The following is a 21,763-nucleotide window of genomic DNA, read 5'->3' on the forward strand; positions in this document are numbered from 1 at the left end:
GAACCATTTGGATCACTGCTGGGGGCTTTTACCCCAGATTTAATCGCGCAAAAATCAAAACCAGCCGCAGGAAACGGCACAGGTGTCTGACGATTTCACAATCCACTCGAGAAATCACGCCTACGTCATCCCAGGCCACAGCAGATAATGGCTCTGACCTGGGATGACGTTAATTGCCAATTCTGAGAAATACGGTCTAGGACTGCTGCCAGCTGCAGGCTGTTGTCGGCTAAAGCAGTCATTGCGTAAAGACTAGCACCAAGACACTAAATAGGCGTACTGTTTTGCATTTGTACACAAAATATAGCGTTCACACTCTGGGTGTTGCTCAACGAGTCTTGCTCAACTCCCCATTGCAAAGTGAGCAAGATTTTTTATGATTGCCACAAGCGATCGCAACTTGACTGGCTAAATTATCGTGGACGACGAACAAGACCAAACACTTCCAGACAATTCAGAAGGTTCTGACCGATCTGAGAAGCCCAAACGCCGATCTCGCGCCAAGCGCAGCAAAAAATCCTCCTCCACTATGCCGGCGCTGCCACCAGCGGCAGGGTCGATCGCAGGGGGCATTTATAAGGTGCAAATTTTTTATCTTGCCGCCCGCAATACCAACCCCAAAGCGCCGGTCAAAGATGCTTTGTGGTTTGCGACTTATCCCATCATCCCACGAGTCGGGGATTGTTTATTCCACGATGGCGTTTATTACCAGGTTGAGCGAGTCTTTTTATACGAAAACATGGGTCCAGGCTGGTACGCCGATGTCGAAGTCTCATTTTACGGGCGACGGTAGAAATATGTGACCATAACGGCAGAGTGAGCGGGATGCTAGCCGTATGTTGAGGGGTGAGATCGCAGCGTTGACTGCGGCATTTTTGTGGGCATTATCGACGGTGATTTTTGGGCGGTTGGGCAAATCCCTGAGTCCGCTAGTTTTGAATTTGGCGAAAGGGGGAATCGCGATCGCCTTAATTGTCCTCACCCTCGTCATTCAGCAAAATTTACAGCCCCAATTGCCGCCTGCCGCGATCTTCTGGCTAATGCTCAGTGGCGTTGTCGGCATCGGCTTAGGCGATACGGCCTATTTCAAATCGATCAATCACTTGGGAGCGCGGCGTGCCCTGCTAATGGAGACTCTCGCTCCGCCGCTGACCGCTTTAATTGCTTTGATTTTTTTGCAAGAACGGTTAGGCGCGATCGCCTGGTGTGGCATTGTGCTCACCGTCGGCGGCATTGCCTGGGTCATTTCAGAACGGGTGCCCGCCGCCGACCAATATTCTTTCAACCTGAAAACGGGGCTGCTCTGGAGTGTGCTGGCCCAACTAGGACAAGCCAGTGGGGCAGTGATGTCGCGCGGGGCACTCGCCAACACCACCGTTGATCCCCTATGGAGTGGTTTGCTGCGCATTGCGGCGGGTGCAATCGTGCTCGTGATTTTAGTCAGCAGCCGGGGCTCGATTCGCCAGCAGTTCATCCCCTTGCGATCGCGACAACTCTTGCCGCTGCTCGGGATCGCCGCTTTTTTAGGAACCTATCTAGCAATTTGGTTACAGCAAATTGCCTTCAAATTTACTCCCGCTGGCATTGCCCAAGCCCTGCTGGCGACCAGTCCGCTCTTTGTGTTGCCTATCGCCGCCAGTTTGGGCGATCGCATCACCGGAAGAGCCGTGCTCGGGGTCATGATTGCGATCGCGGGAATTTGGCTGCTCATCGGCACATCCTAATTCGAGGCAGGTGTTGATAGCCCGAAGATCAGGGGGGCCACCCACCGAAGAGATTACAAACCGGTTACGTTACGATAAAAGCGTTACTGGCTTCGAGGTAGCCCGACAGCTACTGGCCAAACCGTTGATATATCTGGGAATTAACGCATATCACCATGGTTCAAAAAGTCCAAAAATCCAAGCAAGAGTGGAAAGCGCAACTCACACCTGAGCAGTACCACGTCACCCGCGAAAAGGGCACTGAACGAGCTTTTACTGGGGTTTATCACGACAACAAAGAACCCGGTACTTACAAGTGCATTTGCTGTGGCACCGAACTATTTCGCTCTGATGAAAAGTTTGACTCTGGCACTGGCTGGCCGAGCTTTTGGGCTCCTGCCAATACCGAGAATGTAGAAACTGAAACCGATCGCAGCTTTTTTATGGTGCGGACTGAAGTTCACTGTGCCAACTGTGGTGCGCACTTAGGCCACGTCTTTAACGATGGTCCGGCGCCCACTGGCCAGCGTTACTGCATCAACTCAGCCTCCTTAGATTTTGAGAAAAAGTCTTAGCGGCAATGTCCTATGTGGTCGCTCATTGTGGCTGCGATCGCCGATGAAATCAACCTTTCCAGCACCGCCTAGCAGAGTCATTGTGGTGCTGGATTATTTTTTCAAACCACAATCAGGGCCACTTCAGGCAAGTGCGACTCACCACAGCATCTTTGAGAAAGCTGTGACTCAATCTTTCCATTGCTAACAGGCACCATGCAACTCAATGTTGACGTGAGCGGGCAGGGTTATCCGCTTTTATGCTTGCACGGTCATCCAGGCAACGCCGCTTGTATGCAGGTATTCACCGAAAAATTATCCCGGCGCTACACTACAATCGCGCCGGACTTACGGGGATATGGCCATAGCCGCACAACCCAGCCCTTTGCGATGATTGACCACTTAGCAGATTTATCCGATTTGCTGGATCAGTTGAATATTCAGCAATGTCTGGTTTTGGGGTGGTCTTTGGGCGGTATTTTAGCCATGGAACTAGCGCTCCAACAGCCTCAGCGAATCGCCGGTCTCATGCTGTTGGGCACCGCCGCGCGTCCCCGTGGCAACCATCCCCCCATCAGTTGGCAAGACAATGCGCTCACCGCGATCGCGTCATTGATCAATAAAGTCGCTCCTGGTTGGCAGTGGAACATTGATACCTTTGGCCAGCGATCGCTCTATCGCTATCTGATTCAGCAACATACTCCCCAGGCTTATCAACGACTTGCCAACGAAGCGTTCCCCGCCTTTCTACAAACCTCAAAACCGGCCCAACAAGCCCTCAATCAAGCGTTACGGGCTGGCTATAATCGCCTGCCGGATCTCGAAAAGATTGCCATTCCCTCATTAATATTGTGTGGTGAGTGCGATCGGCATATCACCGCTCAGGCCAGTCACGAAACCGCTCAACACCTCCCCCACAGTACTTTCAAGCAATATCCCCAAACCGCCCATCTCTTTCCTTGGGAAATTCCTGAGGGGGTGCTGGCCGACCTAGAGCACTGGCTACAAACCCACTTTTGAGCTGGTTGCGCCATGGGGGATGAGGCGCTTCAGTCAGTCTCTGAAAAGACTTACATCTAAAGCGTTTACGCCTTTTCACCAGCCCCTATACTAGAGGCACTAGCTGGCAGCAAACGCTGGGAGAAAGCGATGGAATGGCATGTGAGTGACGCTCAAAGTTTGAGAGTAATTGATCGCGAAATCGGCGATCACATGTTTACTCCGTCAGAATATGAACTCGTGCGTCGCGTGATCTATGCCACTGCCGACTTTGAATTCGCCTCACTCATTCGCTTTTCAGAACACGCTCTGACCTCAGGAGCCGCCGCATTGGCTGCGCGCACCACCATTGTGGTCGACGTCCCGATGGTGCAGGTGGGCATTGCCCCCCCCATTCAAGAGACTTTTGTGAATCCGGTCTATTGCAGCATGGATGCCCTGACCCGTCCGCAAAAGGGCAAAAGTAAAACGGCCTGGGGCATCGAGACCCTGGCGCAGCGCTACCCAGAAGGCATCTTTATTGTGGGTGAGTCTCAAACCGCTTTAGAGTCTCTAGTTGACCTGGTTGAAAATAACCAGGTGCGACCGGCATTGATCATTGCAACGCCAGCCGGTTTCCTCGATGTCGATGTGCTGAAAGATCGACTCCAAGATACGATGGTGCCTCACATCAGCATTAATAGCCAAAAGGGTAACCCTGTCTTGGCCGTGGCGATTATGACAGGACTGATTGATCTAGCCTGGCAAGCCTATGGCAAAGCCCCCAAAGCGATGTAGACAGAAGCCGCACGGCTGGCTCAGCAAGAACACCATCCCAATTCAAAGCAATAGCGGGTTGGCAACGGTTGGAGCTGTCCGCCGTTCAGCACAGATTGTTCTGGGCAAATCTCATGACACCTTTGGCCCAGGGTTTAGCTCAGCGGCGTAAACCAATCAGATAGAGGCATTAGCGCATAGCTACTCGGGAGAAGCAACCGGGTCAGAGCGATCGCGTTCCCATAGAGCTCAAAAACAGCAGCCAACAAAAAGCGGCGTAGCATTGCCACGCCGCATCTGCATTAGATTCAGTGAATTAGCCGTATCGAAACTTACTCAATAATCGTCGGGGCCACCAAGGAAGCCGTACGCTCAGGCGATGCGATCGCGCTAAACATGGGTTGATCCGGCTGGTCAGCAATCAACACCATGGTGTCTTGTACTCGATCCAGCACCGCAACCGTCTTCGCATCGTAGGTTTGAGTTGCCAACTTGGGATACAACCCAATCCCAATCACCGGCACCAGCAAGCAGGCAGCGATGAAAGACTCACGAGGACGAATATCCAGCATCAGCGGCGTCTTTTCGATTACCTCACCCGTGTCGCCGTAGAAGATGCGACGCAACATGGTGAGCAAATAAATCGGCGAAAGAACAACACCAATCGCCGCGAGCACAATGATGCTGACCTTGAACGTCAGGGTGTAAGCGTCGCTGGTAGCCATCCCGAGGAACACCGCGATCTCGCTAACAAAACCGCTCATGCCAGGCAGCGCTAGGGAAGCCATCGCTGCAGCCGTAAAGAAAGCGAATGCAGCCGGCATCTTGCGCGCCATGCCACCCAGTTCAGTCATATCCAGCGTGTGAGTCCGCTCGTAAGTCACGCCAGACAGGAAGAACATCACTGCCGCAATGAGACCGTGAGAAATCATTTGCAACACAGCACCGCTAATACCGACGGTGGTGAAGGCGGCAAAACCAATGAGCACAAAACCCATGTGTGCAATGGAGGAGTAGGCCATACGACGCTTCAGGTTGTCTTGACCAAACGCATTCAGCGAAGCATAGACAATGTTTACAACACCCAGAATCGCCAAGAAGGGCGCGACAAAGACGTGGGCATCAGGCAGCATCTCGATATTCATGCGCAAGATGCCGTACCCAGCCATCTTCAACAACACGCCCGCGAGAATCATCGAAACCGCAGCAGGCGCCTCACTGTGAGCATCGGGCAACCAAGTGTGAAAAGGGAAAATCGGCAGCTTCACGCCAAAGGCCACAATCAAACCAGCATAGGCAAATAACTGGAATGGCAAGGAATATTCCTTGAGGGCGAGGTCAGTAAAGTTGAAGCTAACTGTGTCGCCATAGAAAGCCATGGCCAGCGCCGAAACCAAAATAAAGATGGAACCGATCGCCGTGTAAAGAATAAATTTGGTTGCTGCGTAACGGCGCTTTTTGCCACCCCAGATCGAGATCAGCAGATAGACCGGCACCAACTCAACTTCCCACATCAGGAAGAACATCAGGATGTCTTGACACAGAAAAACCCCGACCTGAGCGCTGTACATCAATAACAGCAAGAAGTAATACAGGCGGGGTTTAGTCGAAATATTCCAAGAAGCGAGAATGGCGAGGGTCGTGACGAGACCACTCAAAATCACGAGGGGCATTGAGAGGCCATCGGCAGCAACCGTCCAGTTCAGACCGATTTGCGGTACCCACTGGTAAGTCTCAACGAGTTGCAGGCCAGCGTCTTGCAGAGAGTAGTAGCGGCCAAATGTAAAGAGAATGAGGGCGAACTCGGCCAGGCCTGCGGCCAAAGCGTAGCTTCTTACAACTTTATTGTCATTACCGGGGAGGAATGGAATTGGCAAACTTGCCAGAAACGGAAAAAGGACAATCGTGGTTAACCACGGAAACTGCTCGCTAATCATGACATTCACGTGAGTTCTACTGAACAAGTGCACATAGAACGCCGGTTTAGGAGTTGTCTAGCTCAAGGCTGATGGATACATCTGAGCAATGCATCGTCTCATTTTCGCAGCGGCCTTACCCAAACAGTAAAGGTCGGAGGAGTGTCAGCAGGTGATTTCCAAAACTATTGAAAATCTCGATGACTAGGCGAACCAACCGGGAAATTCAAGGTGAGCATTTTTACTCATCCAATGCATAGCCCTAGTATAAGCAACTTCATTAACTTTTGCGAAGGAAGTTTTACGGAGATTGTCAAAAAAATATCCACATCAAGCGCTCGCAAAGGATTTCAAGCGTAGCCTCTTGAATACATGATCAAAATCAATGTGACTAACCACTCGATATTATGTAAATAAATGTCAATCACGCCCATTTAACTTGTCCCCTTGATGCTCGGACAGTTAGCGAATTGAGCAGCGTGAGTCGGCTTGCCGCAGCCGTTTCGCTTTTGGCTAGGTGTCATTTTTCGCATGCGATATAGCCGCTCAACATTGGAGCAGCCGACGGAGTTATTCACAAAGTCCCAATGCCCATTTTTTTCTTTTCAGGAAATATTTTTGTAGCTGGCCAATTTGACGGATGAGTCAATACTTTGATGACCATTTCTCGCAAAGGACAACTGGCTGTTCGTCTGAGATTCAAGCAAATCGATTAGCAGATATGCCTCGGTGTAGCAGGTACAGCCACATAGGTTGGCTGCAAGGTGATCCGGGTAAAAGGCTAGGCCATTCTGGGGCGGGGAAAATGTCTGCGCACAGTTGGTGCTGAGGCCAACTTGATGCACAATTGGCTCAACTTATGGTGTGGTCAAAGGAGTGATGTCATGTTGAGTTGGGACAAAACGCCTGCCTTGGCGACCATTCGACAATGTCGGGCCTGGGTCGAGATTGATTTGGAAGCGCTGCAACATAATGTGCGTCAGTTAACTCAACACATTGGGGCGAAAACCACATTGATGGCGGTGGTTAAAGCCGATGCTTATGGCCATGGGGCGATCGCGATCGCCGACGCGGCGTTGGCAGCAGGGGCAAGGTGGCTGGGTGTCGCCACGGTCCCCGAGGGCGTCGAGCTACGAGAAGCTGGCATCACCGCGCCCATCATGATCATGGGGGCCATCAACAGTCCTGAAGAGGTGGCCGCGATCGCGCGTTGGCGACTACAGCCCACCCTTGTATCACCTAAACAAGCTCTCGTCTTTTCAGAAGCGCTGGGACAGGGCAGTACCGGCACGCTGCCAGTCCATCTCAAAATCGACACCGGCATGTCGCGACTAGGGTTTCCCTGGCAACAAGCAACCGAATTTGTGCAATTTGTCCAGCGCTTGCCGCAATTGAACATTCACAGCGTTTATTCGCACCTGGCTACGGCTGACGATCCTGACCCGACGGTCATGTGCCAGCAGCACCAACGCTATGAAGCCGTCTTAGCTCAGGTGGCCGCGCAAAATATCACCCTACCCAAGCGTCATCTCGCTAACTCTGCCGCGACTTTGACCGATCCGGCATTGCACTATGACATGGTGCGGGCGGGCCTTGCCCTTTATGGACTGTATCCAGCGGCTCATCTGAGTTCGAAGTTGGCGCTGCGCCCAGTATTGCAAGTCAAAGCCCGCATCACCCACATTAAAGAAATTCAACCGGGCACTGGGGTCAGCTATGGTCATACCTTTGTCGCCGAGCGTCCCATGCAGATCGCAGTGGTGGGCATTGGCTATGCCGACGGTGTGCCCCGGGCCTTGTCAAATCGCATGGAGGTACTGGTACAAGGACAACACGCGCCCCAAATCGGCAACATTACGATGGATCAGTTGATGATTGACGTGACCCACATTCCACATCTGCAAGAAGGGAGTGTGGTGACTTTGTTGGGACAAGATGGTGAGCACCACATTGGAGCCGATCACTGGGCCATGCTCACCAATACAATTTCCTGGGAGATTTTGTGTGGCTTTAAGCACCGTCTGCCTCGGATCACCACAGCCCCCTCCTCGATGTCATCATTGTTGTCCTCGGAGTCGCGAGAGTGGCGCGATCGCGCTTAGCCGGCATCAGGGATCAGTAAGAGCGGAACAGTCCGTGTGAGAAGTGGATGAGCTTTCAAGGAAATCCACTATTCAGCGTAGGTACTTTCATGCTGGTACATATCAAGATGCGTGGTGGGATCGCGGCTGAAGCTTGATGAGAGAGGATGGCTCAATACTGTGGCAAACTTAGCGGCAGGGAGCGATCGTGTTCCCTGCTTCAGTGCCATGATTATTGATCTCTCACTTCCCACTGTTCCCAATGTCGCCAGTTAGTCCACGCCAAATCCTGCACGAGCTGGTTGCCCGCGCTGAACAAAGTCATCAATCGCTGCAATTCACGACTTATATCAGCGCCTATCAATATATAAAGCTATACGAATTGATGGCGCAGTATGCCCCCCCGGGCGCAAAAGTGCTGGATTGGGGCACAGGTTCGGGGCATTTCTCCTACTACTTAGTGCGATCGGGCTATGCTGCTAGCGGCTTTGGCTTTAGTGATGGGCCGCCGTTTTGTCAGGAGTTTAACCAGTCAGAATACCGTTATCAGCCAGGAAGTCCAGAGCACCCGATCGCGATCCCGTTTGCCGATGCCACCTTTGATGTCGTCGTTTCTGTCGGCGTTTTAGAGCATGTGCGAGAAACCGGAGGCGATGAGTTGGCCAGCCTGAAAGAAATTCATCGCATTTTGAAACCGGGTGGATACTTCATTTGCTACCACTTTCCAAATCGCCATAGCTGGATCGAATTTCTCGCGCGCCGCACCCAACGATTTTCTCATCCTTATCTATTTAATACCCAAGACATCCATGCCTTGGTCGGGGCGACACCGCTGCAGTTGCAATGCTGGGGGCGCTATGCCCTGCTGCCTCGCAATATTTGGCAAACCAGGCTGGCTAGCCACCCACACTGGGGACCGATCGCCGCCACCTGGTACAACCAACTGGATCAAGTTTTGGGACAATTGCTGCCCTTCATCTGTCAGAACTACTACTTTGTGGCGCGTAAACCTGACGGCCTGTAAGCGAGTGCAACATCTGTAGAAAAGCACTAACGACTATGTCAGACTGAATGGGCAATTGGTGGTCAAAAAAGTCTGACTTGCAGTCCATCAAGAGGAGATCGAGATCGCCCTCAGCCCTTGTAGTTTTTCTTCAGCAGTGCCGATGACGGTCTACGACATTTTGCGAACAACGGCCCGTGAGCGCGTGAGCGATGGCGCTCAGACGCCAGTCTTAACTGGGGAGCGCACGGCAGAACGAACCCTTGTGTTGATTTGGCCACAGTTGGGAGATTTCGATAGTTTGGAATATGCCTGGTGGGTAATGCGCGACTGGGAGCGGCTGCGGGCAGAACATATTGACGTCCGCGCGGTAGGGATTGGCGATCGCGCCTCGGGACAAAAGTTTGCCGAGTTTACCCAATTCCCGGCGGACTGTCTGTGGGTCGACCCCAGCGCCGACCTACATCGCCAACTAGACCTGTATTCTGGATTAACCATTGACTGGCCCATCTTGCGCCCCAGCCAAGCCGCCTGGGTAAATTTAATGCTGATGTGTGCGGGAATTGCGAGTCCGGGCACCTTGCGCGAAGTGTTGCGCGGCTACACGGGCGATCGCACCGCGCCCCAGCTCATCGGTGATGAAGAAACGATCGAGGATACGCCGCTGCCAACTATGAAAGGCTCGTTTTTTCGCTGGGCGGGCGGTAGCGGCTTTCAGCGACCGTTTGAGTTGGCGACCTTACGGCTGCGCAACATGACGGAGGTGCTGAGCCACTGGTCAACCTATGTACCCGATGCCCAATACATGACGCAACGCGGCGGCACCTTCTTATTCAATCAAGCGGGCGAGTTGCTGTATGAATATCGCGATCGCGGCATTCTGGGCTTTGCCGAAAATATGAGTAATCCCCTCAGCTTTTTATGGGACGAGACCGCCACAACTGCCCCCGCCGCCACTGACCCCACTCAGCCGAGCAACGATCTCCCTTCATCCATCAGTTAAGGAGCGATCGCGCTGGATAGATTTTTTCCACTTCGTTGTCTGCCTGGCCACTGGCAAACCCTGACCGACGTAATCAGACAAGGGCTGTCGAGGCGGTTTTCCTCACGGGCTGAATGCGAAAAAGCACAGTAGAGTAGAATCGAAGAATTTGAAACTGCACCCAGTCAAAGGAGAGAGAACTCAACATGTCTCAAGGACAAGGATTTAGCATCCCAGGCATCGGCAAAATGAAGGAGTTGGCTGACGCAGTCAAAAAAGCGCAGCAGATTCAAGAAGGCGCAAAGCAATTACAAGAAGACCTCGAACAAATGGAAATCGAGGGGCAAGCAGGCGACGGCCTGGTGAAAGTTTTTGTCAGCGGCAACCAAGAACCTCGCCGGGTCGAAATTGCTCCCGAAGCCTTAAATGAAGGCGCAGAAATATTGGCCGATTTGGTCGGCGCAGCCATGAAGGATGCCTATCAAAAATCGACCGACACCATGCGAGAGCGAATGGAAACCCTGACTGGTGGCCTGAATCTGCCTAACCTGGGCTAATGCCGCGAGCCATACAGCAGCCCTCTAATTTGCTCACCCCCAGCATTGGGAACCTGAGTGCTTTAGAGGGCGTTGCTTAGTGTGTCTCATTCGGCGGCACAACTATTTCAGTTGCGATTTACGAGAAGCATTATGACCACCCGTCTGCTGTTCGTCTGCTTGGGGAATATTTGTCGATCGCCCTCCGCAGAAAACATCATGAATCATTTGCTCCAGTCGCGTGGCCTTACTCACCGTGTGAGCTGCGACTCGGCGGGCACTTCTAGCTATCACATCGGCAGTCCCCCGGATCGACGGATGGCCCAAGCGGCTCGGCAACAAGGCATCGATCTCGTCGGGCAGGCCCGACAGCTACAAGTAGCTGATTTTGAGGCCTTTGACTGGATCTTAGCAATGGACGATGACAACTATCGCGACATTTTGCGGCTCGATCCCCAAGGCCAATACACCCATAAAGTTAAAAAGATTTGCGATTTTTGCCGGCATCATACCGATACTGAAGTGCCGGATCCCTACTATGGCGGGGCCGAAGGATTTCGTTACGTTATTGATTTACTGATGGATGCTTGCGAAGGATTCTTAGACGAATTACTTCAGGAAACAGTTCCCAATGATGTGTAAAGGTAAAAAGAGTTCCTAGATATTTGGGCATCCTCACCGGGAGAGTTACTGTTCAGGGGGCAGATTTTAGACTTTAACCGTCGATCTGGCACAGCTATGGTGGATGTAGGCGATTGGTGGCGAAAACTTGGCGCAGCGATAGGCACACGAGTCAGCAGTGCGATCGCCCTCGCTGGCTTGGGCTGGTGTGCCACCGCCTTACCGGCTCACAGTGCTGAAACCATCATCGTCAGCTACGGTGCCCTTGAACGCAGCATCCTGGTCGAAGATTTAGAAGCGTTTGCGCAGGGCCAGGACTTGAGTCCGCAACTGGCTGCCTATGCCCGTTATGCCGAACTCACGGACTCTGACTTAGCCGCTTTGCGAGATATTTTGACCGAGCGAGCCGAGCTCAGCCACGTCGATTTATCCCAGTTTCTCTACACCTCCCAGGGCAAAACCTTGCTCGAACTCTTGGGCAACATTATTCAAACCCCAGCCCGTCAATCAGGCTTTTCGGCGATTCGCGCTGGGGTGATCCTGGCGGCAGCCGATGACAAGGAAGGGTTGTCGATTCTTAACTTTTTGAAAAAATATCCGACGCCGGGCATTCGGATTGATTTAGCCCAAGGTTTATCCGTCGCCGAATCAGTATTCGTCACCCTAGATCATGCAGAGCGGGCGTTTACCCTGGTACATGCGCTAGCGGCAGAATCGGCCCAACAAACCTCACCAGAGGAGGTTTTGGCGACCCAGCAACTCCTATTTGAGCTGCCTCGTTTTGACGTTACACAAGAACTGATGCGGCTACCGGCCAGGCAAGTCGAAGCCACGTTATTTTTGCCACAGCCTCGCCTTTCCGGACAACCCTTGCCAGAAGAGATTCCGGTGGTGGTGATTTCGCATGGCTTAGGCGACGGTCGTACCAGTTATGACTATTTAGCCAACTTTTTAGCTGAGCGGGGGTTTGCGGTGGCATCGCTAGACCATCCCGGTAGCAATAGTCAGCAGATTGCTCAGCTATTATCTGGTCTCTCGCCCGAACTGATCGACGATCACGAATTTGCCAACCGACCGATTGATGTGTCTGAACTGCTGAACGAGTTGGAGCAGTTCGCCAAGACTAGACCTGACTTAGGCGATCGCCTCAACACTAACAATGTCGGCGTCATCGGCCACTCATTTGGGGGATACACCGCCCTGGCCCTGGGTGGAGCCACCTACAGTCCCGAAACCTTATTGCAAGCCTGCGAGCCGCAGCCCGACTATCTGAATCCATCACTGTTGCTCCAGTGCCAGGCCTCCGGGGTCATGGAGGAGGCCCAGGGGTTCAAGGACGATCGCGTCCGAGCAGTGCTGGCCGTGAATCCGGTCGGTCGAGACATCTTTGGCCCGTCAGGGTATCGCAACATCGGCGTGCCGACGATGATTTTCAGCGCCACCGATGATACCGTTGCGCCCGCCCTACCAGAACAAATTGAGCCTTTTACCTGGCTACAAACCCCCTCTCGTTACTTGGTCTTGGCGAGTGACACGACCCACTTTTCGGTAATTGACTGGGATCCGACAAATGAACCTTTGATTGCAGTGCCAGAGGGGCTGTTGGGCACGAGCCCAGAATTGGCCAAAGATTATCTGCAAACCCTGGCATTGGTATTTATGTTGCGCTATTTGCAGCAAGATAGCCGTTATGATGCGGCCCTGACCGCTCAATTCATCGACAGCTCAGTGATGCGATCGCCCCTCACGCCCCTCAGCCTGATTGACAACCTGCGGGCTGAGGCACTCGATCAAGCGATTAATGGCGATGACTTACTAACTGACCTGCGGCCAGCACAGCAATCGCCCAAGCCCATCCGGAGTTTAGGCCAGCGCCGCTAACTCGTCTCGGTAAGGCCGCGATCGCTCAATCCCATACGGTGATTTGCGCAATATTTAGAGCGATTGCTCCGTCAATGTGAAACATTCGCGGGCGCTGCAGCGCGGGAAAACGCAGTGCGACCCACCAGGTTATCTAAGCTGTGGGACTCGCCCACTCAACACCACCCGACTAACCCGTAAATTGAGGTTTGACGTTGCCCTAGTCACCATCATCCGGCAAGTCTTCCGGCGTTATTTCTGGCGGTGGGGTATCCAGCAGATTCTTTTTGGACAGCTTGAGCTGTTTCCATAACTGCTTAATTTCCTGATAGGCTTCCTCCGACTGAATTTTGCCCCCAGTTTCCAAATTGCAAATGAACGAAACCCGTTGGGCAAACTCTTGCAAATTTGAGTTGAAGGTCAAATTCGGTAACGTCGGTTTTCCCCAGTAGGAACTGCGAGGCGTCAAAAAATCGTCTTTGGCGTTGTTATTGGGCATGGTAAAACACTAAGTAAATGCCGGAAGAAAGCCAACCGTTAAACACGTCTATACGATTAAGGATAAAGGGTCATTCTCGATCTTTCCCAAATCAACCCTATCTAGAACTGCCCAGGATGACTATTTCACGGAGCCGTTGAATCGACTCAAGGATCTGTCGTGGCCGGAACTGAGAGTACTGACGGACAAATCAGTGCGGTTCAAATTACCTGCGGCTTAACGGTGTTGCTGACTCTAATTCAAGACCCTCGCTCATTTTTGTCAAGTGAGTTTGCCCATTATGCTGAGAGTTTGGCCCACGGCTAGAGGCTTTGCCGACCTGAGCAACGGCCTTCTAACTGCTAATGCAGCGATGCCTCACTCCGCCAGGTAGCGCCGGGTTGCCGCGATCGCCTCGGCAATCGTGGCAACCGGCACTAGCGGCGTAGAAGATAGATCCGATAGCGTTTCCAGCAGACAACCTGAAGGCTGAAGCACAATCAGCGGCTTCCCTAGCTTCAGAGCCAGCGCCATTTCTGACAGGGTGCCGGGGCCGAGGCCACAGGCAATCACAACACGGCTGGAGAGAATATTGATGACGTTGCGGCCTTGACCCATGCCAGTGACGATCGCAATATCCACGGCCGCCGCCTGCGTCACGTCGGCATCCGGCAAAATGCCCACCACCAGACCATTCGCCGCTTGGGCTCCCTGACTCGCAGCCGCCATGACGCCGGCGGCTCGCCCCCCCGTGAGTAATCCCCACCCAGCTTGGGCGATCGCCTCGCCTAAGGCATGAGCCGTCTGCATTTCAGCCTCACTGGCAGTCTCACCAGGCCCAATCACGCCAATTAGAATGTGGGTCATGTCAGCATTAGCGGTAGCAATCCGCTCAAGCCTAATCCCCGCATCCGGTTCATGCCGGGCCGCAGGAATGATAGACGTGAGCGCCCCACACCATCAACTGGGGAGTATTTTTGGCTGGCAACAAAATTTGACATTCGCCCTCCTCTCAAACCCCGCTGACATCTATTAGATTAGATTAACCCTGTCCTTGTGATGGGCATTGGCTCGATTCATAGCGTTAGTTTAGATGCGTCCAGGCTTCCTCAAAACGATATGGCAGCTAGCCCGATCTTGCAGTTGGTATTGCCGTTTGGGAGTGCTGAGTAGTGGAGCGATCGCCTTCACCGCTTTACCGAGCCCAGCCGCGAGCGACATTCATGTCCAATTTGGCCCCGTGCAAACGCGAGTCACGGTCGATGATCTGGCAACGTTTGCCCAGACCGGCCAGGTTGCCCCTCCGTTAGAGCCGTGGCGCCCCTTACTGACGCCAGCAGTACAGCAATCACTCCAGCGTCGCCTGAATGTCGAACCGACGCTGCGCGATCGCTTTTTAGCAGACCTCATCGGCACCAGCAAAGGGCGACCTTTTGTCACGGCTCTGGCGCAAATTGCCCCCGACCTCACGCCCGCAATGATACAAACAGCCCTGCAAACAGCAGAGGCGCATCCTGAAGGCGTGACGGCAGTGACCCTGCTAGAGTCTTTGCCTGATGACACCTTGACATTAGACGGCATCGCCCTCATGCGATTGCTTGCGCAGTTGGGGGTGTCACAGCTAGAACAAACCGCCCTGAGTCGCATTCTGGATCGCGAGCTGCTCTCAGGCGGGGGCTCAGCCCTGACCAGTGAACTGGTGCCCGCCCAGCCTGGCCCCCATGTTCCTCAGCGCTGGGCGGTCGCCTTTCGAGATCATGAGCGCGATCGCATCGTGCCCGTTGATTTATATTGGTCGGAGCACACAACCGGGCCGATGATTGTGCTCTCCCATGGGTTGGGGGCTGATCGCAACTTTCTGCGATATCTGGCCGAACACCTGGCCTCCTACGGGTTAACCGTGGTGGCGCTAGAGCATCCGGGCAGTAATGTGGATGCCTTGATTCAATCCGACGGGGCCATCTTATCGCCCGAGGAATTTGTCGAGCGTCCCCGAGATGTCAGCTTCATTCTCGATCGCTTAGCGGATCTGCATGAGCATTCCTTTTTTCTGCGCGATCACCTCCGCATGGATTCGATCACGTTGATTGGCCACTCCTTAGGGGGCTATACCGGCCTGGTATTAGCGGGGGGCAAGGTCGATCCCATTGCCCTGGCTGATTTTTGTGCCGGGTTAGAAGTGGGAGCCTCTTCACCGGCTGAATGGTTTCAATGTGCGGCGACGGAGGCGCAATTTCCGCCAGAGAGCTTGGCTGACCCGCGCATTACGCAACTCGTGTTGATGAATCCGCTGGCGGGGCAACTGTTTGGCGATACGGGCTTACATACGGTAAAACTGCCCACCTTGTTTGTCACAAGTACCAGTGATGGCATCGCGTCAGTCTCTGATCAACAATTACGCTCCTTTAATCAATTAGCGGGGCCGCGATCGCTCGTAGCAATCATTGGCGGTACTCATCTCAGCGTTGGCGATCCGGAAAATATCAATCCCGCGCTCACCCAAGTGCCGTTAATGCCGGAGCATCCCCCCACCGAAACGACAGCTCTGCGCACTTACATGAAAGGCGTCGTGCTCAGCTTTGCCATGCAACAGACGCCCCAGGCCACCACCTATCGACCCTTTTTAAGTGCTGAGTATGCGGCCCAGTTCTCCACCTCTGACTTACCCCTGCGGTTTAGCGATCGCCTGCCCGCCCGGGTCGATCGTTGGCTTACCAACCGCGATCGCCTGGCCCGGCGACTCACCCCAACCTTCAAAGGTATTGCCTCATTAATGCATTTAGAACTTATTGACGCGCAATATCGCCTCGCCAATTTGCGCCGTAATACGGTCGCCCAGGCTCCCATTCAGCCGCTCGATCTGGCGGCCCGCATTGCGCCCCGTCCCCACGGCCCATTTCCCATGGCTAACCAGTCGCCGTTTACTCGTGCGTCCGACCGTCCGGCAGAATCGCCCCCGTCAGCACCGCATTCCGCAAATTAACGTAGTCCATACTGGCGCTGATCATCACGGCTTCCTTTAAATCAGCACCGCTCAAGTTTGACCAGCTCAACTTAGCCCGATAAAACGTCGCCCCCCGCAACTCCGCGCCACGCAGTGAGCTCCAACTCAAATTGGCCCCGCGTAAGTTTGCTTGCACCAGATGAGCATTGACCAGCGTACTGCCCTGCAACTTAGCGCGGCTCAGGTCGGCACCGCCCAGATCCGCATTGTCAAGGTTCGCACCACTGAGTGAAGCCGCCGCCAGATTAGCCCCAGTTAAAATCGCCCCCGTCAGCATGGCATTCGCAAAACTTGCCCCCTCCAACTTTGCCAGGGTGAGATCCGCTTCAATCAAATGACAGCGATTGAGCGCAGAATGGGACAAATTGGCTTCCCGCAGGTGGGCTTCATCCAAAACCGCTTCATTTAAGTTGGCATCCTGAATATTCGCCTTGTTGAGAATGGCCTTAGTCAGATTGGTGCCCCGGATGCCCGCTTCGTTCAGATTGGCTTCCGTCAAATTGGCATGGGCCAAATCGGCCCCAATCAAATTCGCAAGTTCAAGATGAGCCCCTTGCAAGTTGACCTTCTCAAGCTTGGCTTCGCGAAAATTGGCCCCTTTTAAGTCGCACCCCGACAAATTAGCGTCATTCAATGTCGCTTGACGCAAATTAACATCTCGTAGGTTTTCATTCGCGAGATTGACGCCCCTCAAGTCTAAGCCCCGAAAATCTCTTTCTCCTGCGGCGTATCGGGTGATGATTTCATTCGCATCCATGTAATCGAAACCTTAATTCAGGAACTTATTGCTATTGTCTCGTTGATGAAGTTTCTGAGCAATGACACACCTTGAAAATAGGGACTGTGGCTCTCGCACAGCGGCAACAATCATGCTTAGGAGACGGGGCTGGGCAGACGATCGCAGCGCTCCATAATAGTGGGCTCATCTTAACGCGATTTCAGGGATTGGCCGCATTCTCAAGACAAATTGTAGAGGGCTCTGGGATAGGTTGCTGCCGAGGGGGACAAGGCGATCGCTCCGGCATTATCCGCAGTTTCCTCATGCCCTTATGGGTCTCTGCACTCGGCGGAAATCTGCCCCACAACTTCACAGAACTTTGCTGATTGCAGGCATCAAATATCGGGGAGGTCACTGATTTAAAGTCTTCTACCCTGCCTATTTTGGGGCTCGCAAGACCTTACTTAGCGATCGCCAGCAACAGTAGTCGATCCTTTTTAGGCAACGTTTAGACCCATTTTCTCGACCCCCGATGCGCCTTGTTGAAAGCCCTGGCGAGGCTAGTTGAATCCCGATAAAATCAGCATTTTTATGATGGGTCAATGATCGAGTCTATGCTGGGAATCCAGGTGAATTCGATAGGATTAGGGAGCATTTTTCAGTACAGGCGGACAAGGTAGTCATGTCAGATAACCGTAGAAGTCAGGTCGTTACCCAAGGGGTACAGCGCACGCCCAACCGAGCAATGTTGCGGGCGGTGGGATTTGGCGACAATGACTTTACCAAGCCCATCATCGGCGTAGCCAATGGCTACAGCACGATCACCCCTTGCAATATGGGCATTGGCGATCTCGCCGAGCGCGCCGAAGCAGGGGTGCGTGAAGCCGGCGGCATGCCCCAAATCTTTGGCACTATCACCATCAGCGACGGCATTTCCATGGGGACGGAGGGCATGAAGTATTCCCTCGTTTCTCGCGAGGTGATCGCCGACTCCATTGAAACGGTGTGCAATGGCCAGAGCATGGATGGCGTCATCGCGATCGGGGGCTGCGATAAGAATATGCCGGGCGCGATGCTGGCGATGTGTCGGCTGAATATTCCTTCGATTTTTGTCTATGGCGGCACGATCAAACCCGGTCACTACGAGGGCGAAGATCTGACGGTCGTGAGCGCCTTTGAAGCCGTGGGTGAATATAGCGCCGGCAAAATTGATGAAGAACGGCTCCTGGGAGTCGAACGTAATGCGTGTCCTGGGGCTGGTTCTTGTGGCGGCATGTACACGGCAAACACCATGTCCTCGGCATTTGAAGCCCTGGGCATGAGCTTGATGTACTCTTCCACCATGGCAGCAGAAGATGAGGAAAAGGCGGAGAGTACCGCTAAGTCGGCCCAAGTTTTGGTGGAAGCAGTGCGCAAGCAAATTCTGCCCCGGCAGATTCTTACCCGCAAGGCGTTTGAAAATGCGCTGTCGGTCATTATGGCCGTCGGTGGTTCCACCAACTCGGTGCTGCATATGCTGGCGATCGCCAATGCGATCGGCGTCCCCCTCAGCATTGACGATTTTGAAACGATTCGCCGCAAGGTGCCTGTGCTGTGCGATCTCAAACCCTCGGGCCGCTACGTAGCGACCGATTTTCATCGGGCTGGCGGCGTGCCGCAAGTGATGAAAATGCTACTGAGCAAAGGGCTCTTGCACGGCGATGCCCTCACCATTACTGGGCAAACCGTGGCTGAACTGTTAGCCGATATTCCTGCAGAGCCCCGCGCCGATCAAGACGTGATTCGCACCTTTGACCATCCCATGTATCCCCAAGGGCACCTGGGCATCCTCAAAGGCAACTTGGCAACAGAGGGCGCTGTGGCCAAACTCACGGGCATCAAAAAGCGGCAAATCACTGGCCCCGCCCGCGTGTTTGAGTCGGAAGAAGAATGCTTGCGGGCCATTCTCGATAAGCAAATCGTGGCGGGTGACATCGTCGTCGTGCGCTATGAAGGGCCGAAGGGCGGCCCCGGTATGCGCGAAATGTTGGCCCCGACTTCGGCCATCATCGGTGCTGGCCTGGGCGATTCCGTGGGCTTGATCACCGATGGTCGCTTCTCGGGTGGCACGTATGGCATGGTTGTGGGTCACGTCGCCCCCGAAGCTGCGGTGGGGGGGACGATCGCCCTGGTGCAAGAGGGCGACTCCATCACCATCGACGCCGACCACAACCTGCTACAGCTCAACATCTCCGACGAAGAACTGGCGCAGCGGCGAGCCGCTTGGCAGCCGCGTAAGCCTAACTACACTCGCGGCATTTTAGGTAAATACGCCAAGCTGGTTTCCTCCAGCAGTCGCGGTGCCGTCACAGATCTCGATTTGTTTGAGTAAGGACCGACTCCAGGGGGGACGGGCGCGATCGCGTCCCTCTCAAGCCAACGGCAATCCTTTGCGCCCGAGCTGTAATGCGGCTCGGGCTTTTTTTGGCAATCTGGAATGATTCGAGTAAACGGAAGGCTGTTACCGCAGTCGATGCGGCCACTGAGCGCCACCTGACCTGATGGCGGTTTTCTGTGCTTTTAGGTTGACTCAACTGCAAATTTCTATCGCAAGATGCTGAGTGCTCGGCCCTTCATCCGCGACAATGCAATAGGTCCAGTGTTGGCTGCGCTACCTGTACGCACTGGCCGCCCCGTCACACATGAGGATGCCCCATGACTCTTTCTCGTTGGTTTCGACCCTTTTTGCCACTGATGTTGGTGACAGTGCTGACAGTCACCGCCTGTAGCTCTGCTCCCTCCAAATACGATCAGGTACAAGAGGACACGACGGGGTTTAATGCCCCCGCCGCGGTCGAAAAGGGCGCTGAGCAGGGTGGTAAATTCAACCAATTTTTTCCGGCCTCAGAAGGTGACTTCAAGGTCGTACCTTCGCAGGAAAAGCAGGGATTTGCGGAATACAAACTCAAGCGCGACGGTGAAACCCTGGCGATGCTGACGATTAATGACACCATCAGCCTGCCCGCGGCCGCCCAAAAGTATGAAGATGCCACCGAGTCGTTGGCGGGCTATCCCGTAGTACAGCAGGGCAACACAGCCACAGGACTCTTGGTAAATGGTCGCTATCAGGTCAAGGTGCTCTCTCGTAGTGACAGCTTTACCGCCAGCGATCGCGCCACCTGGCTCGAAAAATTTGACCTCGACAGCCTGGCGGAGCTGGAAGCCAACACGAAAGCCTATCGCCGCGTGCAAAAAAAGCAGGAGAAAGCTGCCCAGAAAGCTGCAGCTCAATCAGCCCCCACCCTCAAGTCAACCGAGACGACAAACTCGGCAACTTCGCCCTCTTCAAAAGCGCAGAGCGCACCCGTCACAAAATCCACTCCCGCTGCGGCTCAACCTAGCACCACATCAGAGTCATCAGCCCCCGATGAAGCTGCCACAGCGGAATCAGCTGACTCATCGGCTCCAGCGACCGCCACACCGGAAAGTGGGCCAAACTCGACCCTGGAAACCTCACCGTTTTTAGTGCCCACCCCCGCCAGCTAAGCCACCAATCACGCCAGTTCGATCCATCTCAGCAATATTGACCCCTGATTTTTAGGAGCGCCCCATGAGCGTCAAAATTTACGAAAAAGTAGATAAGCTACCGACCGGCGGGCTGACCGTGCGCGCCTTGAAGACGCTGGATACCTTTGTGCCCGGACAGTGGAATAACCTGGTGGGCTTTGACCACACCATCAAAACCATCACCGGGGAAAACGACGAGGCGATGGTGCAGGCCATTGGCGAACGAGCGATCGCCCTCTTCAACGACAAATCTCAGGGCTACCAACGAGCCCTGTGGCTGTATGAAACTGTCGATTCGGCGTCAGGCATGTTGGGTACCGCCGCCCTCGCCAACCGCATTGGTCAGGATACCTTTCTCGGCTTTCTCAAAAACATCACTCCCAAACCCGAAAAAGCGCAGACCATTGACCTCTCAGTGAAGCTGGTCACCGAAGTTGTCGCCTTTTGCCACATCAACGGTATTCCCGGCGATAGTCTGGGCGATTTTCTCTCCGCCCTGGGTGACTACAGCAGTGAGTCGCTGATGCGCATGGCGGCTCTGGTGTCCTTTGATGGGGTGATTCCCCTGGGGGCCGATTTCAGCGCCAAAGCCCTTAACGCCATCAAAAATCTAGGGCCAGACGAACTGGAGAAAAATAACACCTTCAAAGGCGTGAAGAAAGAAATTCCGGGCAAGGATGCCAAGGGCAAGCTCTCTTTCATTACGGAAAGCTTTGAGTCAACTCAGGGCTGGATGGATAACTTTGTCAGCGACAAGGGCATCACCCAGAGCGGCTTGGTAGACAAGCTGGCGGGCTTCATGGAAGGTTCCAAATCCAAGCTCGACTATTTGGGAGCCTTTTTGGATGTGTCCGTTCACTATTACGAACACACTGGCGTGCAAACCCTGGCCCGTCGCCTAATTGAACGCGCCGTAGCGGAACTGTAGTCACCGTCAAGCATGGACAGACCCAGTTAACGCGATCGCTGTTCTCAAATGGGATGAGAACAGCGATCGCGCCCAAAA

19 protein-coding genes are annotated in these 21,763 nt (G+C 53.8%); 15 read left to right on the forward strand and 4 right to left on the reverse strand.

Going from position 1 to position 21,763, the window contains the following annotated elements:
* Positions 1–529: 529 nt before the first annotated feature.
* The 5 genes from DYY88_RS15600 to DYY88_RS15620 all read left to right on the forward strand — a co-directional run bounded on the left by DYY88_RS15600 (position 530) and on the right by DYY88_RS15620 (position 4,033).
* Positions 530–793 (forward strand): hypothetical protein, encoded by a 264-nt coding sequence (locus DYY88_RS15600; protein ID WP_044150338.1) that lies wholly within the window; start codon positions 530–532, stop codon positions 791–793.
* Between the two features lie 43 nt (positions 794–836).
* Positions 837–1,724 carry a DMT family transporter gene (locus tag DYY88_RS15605; RefSeq protein WP_039724874.1) on the forward strand — a complete coding sequence of 296 codons (888 nt, stop codon included), beginning with the start codon at positions 837–839 and terminating at the stop codon, positions 1,722–1,724.
* Between the two features lie 155 nt (positions 1,725–1,879).
* Positions 1,880–2,278, forward strand: a complete 399-nt coding sequence (gene msrB / locus DYY88_RS15610) for a peptide-methionine (R)-S-oxide reductase MsrB (protein WP_039724873.1) — start codon at positions 1,880–1,882, stop codon at positions 2,276–2,278.
* A 195-nt stretch (positions 2,279–2,473) separates the two neighbouring features.
* Complete coding sequence (locus DYY88_RS15615) at positions 2,474–3,277, forward strand: alpha/beta fold hydrolase (protein WP_039724872.1); 804 nt, start codon at positions 2,474–2,476, stop codon at positions 3,275–3,277.
* Between the two features lie 141 nt (positions 3,278–3,418).
* On the forward strand, positions 3,419–4,033 hold the full coding sequence (locus tag DYY88_RS15620) for a precorrin-8X methylmutase (protein ID WP_367889299.1): 615 nt from the start codon (positions 3,419–3,421) through the stop codon (positions 4,031–4,033).
* A gap of 311 nt (positions 4,034–4,344) precedes the next feature.
* Here DYY88_RS15620 and DYY88_RS15625 read toward each other — a convergent pair whose 3' ends face one another.
* Positions 4,345–5,949 carry an NAD(P)H-quinone oxidoreductase subunit 4 gene (locus DYY88_RS15625; RefSeq protein WP_039724870.1) on the reverse strand — a complete coding sequence of 535 codons (1,605 nt, stop codon included), beginning with the start codon at positions 5,947–5,949 and terminating at the stop codon, positions 4,345–4,347.
* Between the two features lie 863 nt (positions 5,950–6,812).
* On the opposite strand from DYY88_RS15625, the gene alr reads away from it, so the two are divergent.
* The 6 genes from alr to DYY88_RS15655 all read left to right on the forward strand — a co-directional run bounded on the left by alr (position 6,813) and on the right by DYY88_RS15655 (position 13,032).
* Positions 6,813–8,030 carry an alanine racemase gene (gene alr / locus DYY88_RS15630; RefSeq protein ID WP_039724869.1) on the forward strand — a complete coding sequence of 406 codons (1,218 nt, stop codon included), beginning with the start codon at positions 6,813–6,815 and terminating at the stop codon, positions 8,028–8,030.
* Between the two features lie 241 nt (positions 8,031–8,271).
* A complete protein-coding gene (locus DYY88_RS15635; RefSeq protein WP_052288169.1) occupies positions 8,272–9,033 on the forward strand; it encodes a class I SAM-dependent methyltransferase in 762 nt (253 codons plus the stop codon).
* 142 nt (positions 9,034–9,175) lie between these two features.
* The gene (locus DYY88_RS15640; protein WP_063776146.1) at positions 9,176–10,015 is read left to right on the forward strand and encodes a peroxiredoxin-like family protein; all 840 of its coding nucleotides are present in this window, start codon (positions 9,176–9,178) and stop codon (positions 10,013–10,015) included.
* Positions 10,016–10,200: 185 nt separating this feature from the next.
* Positions 10,201–10,551 carry a YbaB/EbfC family nucleoid-associated protein gene (locus DYY88_RS15645; protein WP_039724868.1) on the forward strand — a complete coding sequence of 117 codons (351 nt, stop codon included), beginning with the start codon at positions 10,201–10,203 and terminating at the stop codon, positions 10,549–10,551.
* 132 nt (positions 10,552–10,683) lie between these two features.
* Positions 10,684–11,172: a low molecular weight protein-tyrosine-phosphatase gene (locus tag DYY88_RS15650; RefSeq protein ID WP_039724867.1), complete on the forward strand. Its 489-nt coding sequence runs from the start codon at positions 10,684–10,686 to the stop codon at positions 11,170–11,172.
* A gap of 96 nt (positions 11,173–11,268) precedes the next feature.
* Entirely contained in the window at positions 11,269–13,032 is a 1,764-nt protein-coding gene (locus DYY88_RS15655) for an alpha/beta hydrolase (RefSeq protein ID WP_052288168.1), read from the forward strand.
* Positions 13,033–13,231: 199 nt separating this feature from the next.
* Here DYY88_RS15655 and DYY88_RS15660 read toward each other — a convergent pair whose 3' ends face one another.
* Both DYY88_RS15660 and DYY88_RS15665 read right to left on the reverse strand, forming a co-directional pair.
* Positions 13,232–13,510: a DUF7219 family protein gene (locus tag DYY88_RS15660; RefSeq protein WP_039724866.1), complete on the reverse strand. Its 279-nt coding sequence runs from the start codon at positions 13,508–13,510 to the stop codon at positions 13,232–13,234.
* A 357-nt stretch (positions 13,511–13,867) separates the two neighbouring features.
* A complete protein-coding gene (locus DYY88_RS15665) occupies positions 13,868–14,356 on the reverse strand; it encodes an SLOG cluster 4 domain-containing protein (RefSeq protein ID WP_039724865.1) in 489 nt (162 codons plus the stop codon).
* A 295-nt stretch (positions 14,357–14,651) separates the two neighbouring features.
* On the opposite strand from DYY88_RS15665, the gene DYY88_RS15670 reads away from it, so the two are divergent.
* Positions 14,652–16,472 carry an alpha/beta hydrolase gene (locus tag DYY88_RS15670; RefSeq protein WP_052288167.1) on the forward strand — a complete coding sequence of 607 codons (1,821 nt, stop codon included), beginning with the start codon at positions 14,652–14,654 and terminating at the stop codon, positions 16,470–16,472.
* Here the strand turns inward: DYY88_RS15670 and DYY88_RS15675 are convergent.
* Positions 16,411–17,250 carry a pentapeptide repeat-containing protein gene (locus tag DYY88_RS15675; protein ID WP_039724864.1) on the reverse strand — a complete coding sequence of 280 codons (840 nt, stop codon included), beginning with the start codon at positions 17,248–17,250 and terminating at the stop codon, positions 16,411–16,413. The genes DYY88_RS15670 and DYY88_RS15675 overlap by 62 nt on opposite strands.
* 643 nt (positions 17,251–17,893) lie before the next feature.
* On the opposite strand from DYY88_RS15675, the gene ilvD reads away from it, so the two are divergent.
* From ilvD to DYY88_RS15690, 3 genes are all read left to right on the forward strand, one after another.
* Positions 17,894–19,582: a dihydroxy-acid dehydratase gene (gene ilvD, locus DYY88_RS15680; RefSeq protein WP_039724863.1), complete on the forward strand. Its 1,689-nt coding sequence runs from the start codon at positions 17,894–17,896 to the stop codon at positions 19,580–19,582.
* A gap of 323 nt (positions 19,583–19,905) precedes the next feature.
* The gene (locus DYY88_RS24515) at positions 19,906–20,736 is read left to right on the forward strand and encodes a hypothetical protein (protein ID WP_201278893.1); all 831 of its coding nucleotides are present in this window, start codon (positions 19,906–19,908) and stop codon (positions 20,734–20,736) included.
* A 64-nt stretch (positions 20,737–20,800) separates the two neighbouring features.
* Complete coding sequence (locus DYY88_RS15690; protein WP_039724862.1) at positions 20,801–21,685, forward strand: hypothetical protein; 885 nt, start codon at positions 20,801–20,803, stop codon at positions 21,683–21,685.
* Positions 21,686–21,763: the final 78 nt, after the last annotated feature.

It is taken from the genome of Leptolyngbya iicbica LK, assembly GCF_004212215.1.
Lineage (GTDB): Bacteria > Cyanobacteriota > Cyanobacteriia > Phormidesmidales > Phormidesmidaceae > Halomicronema > Halomicronema iicbica.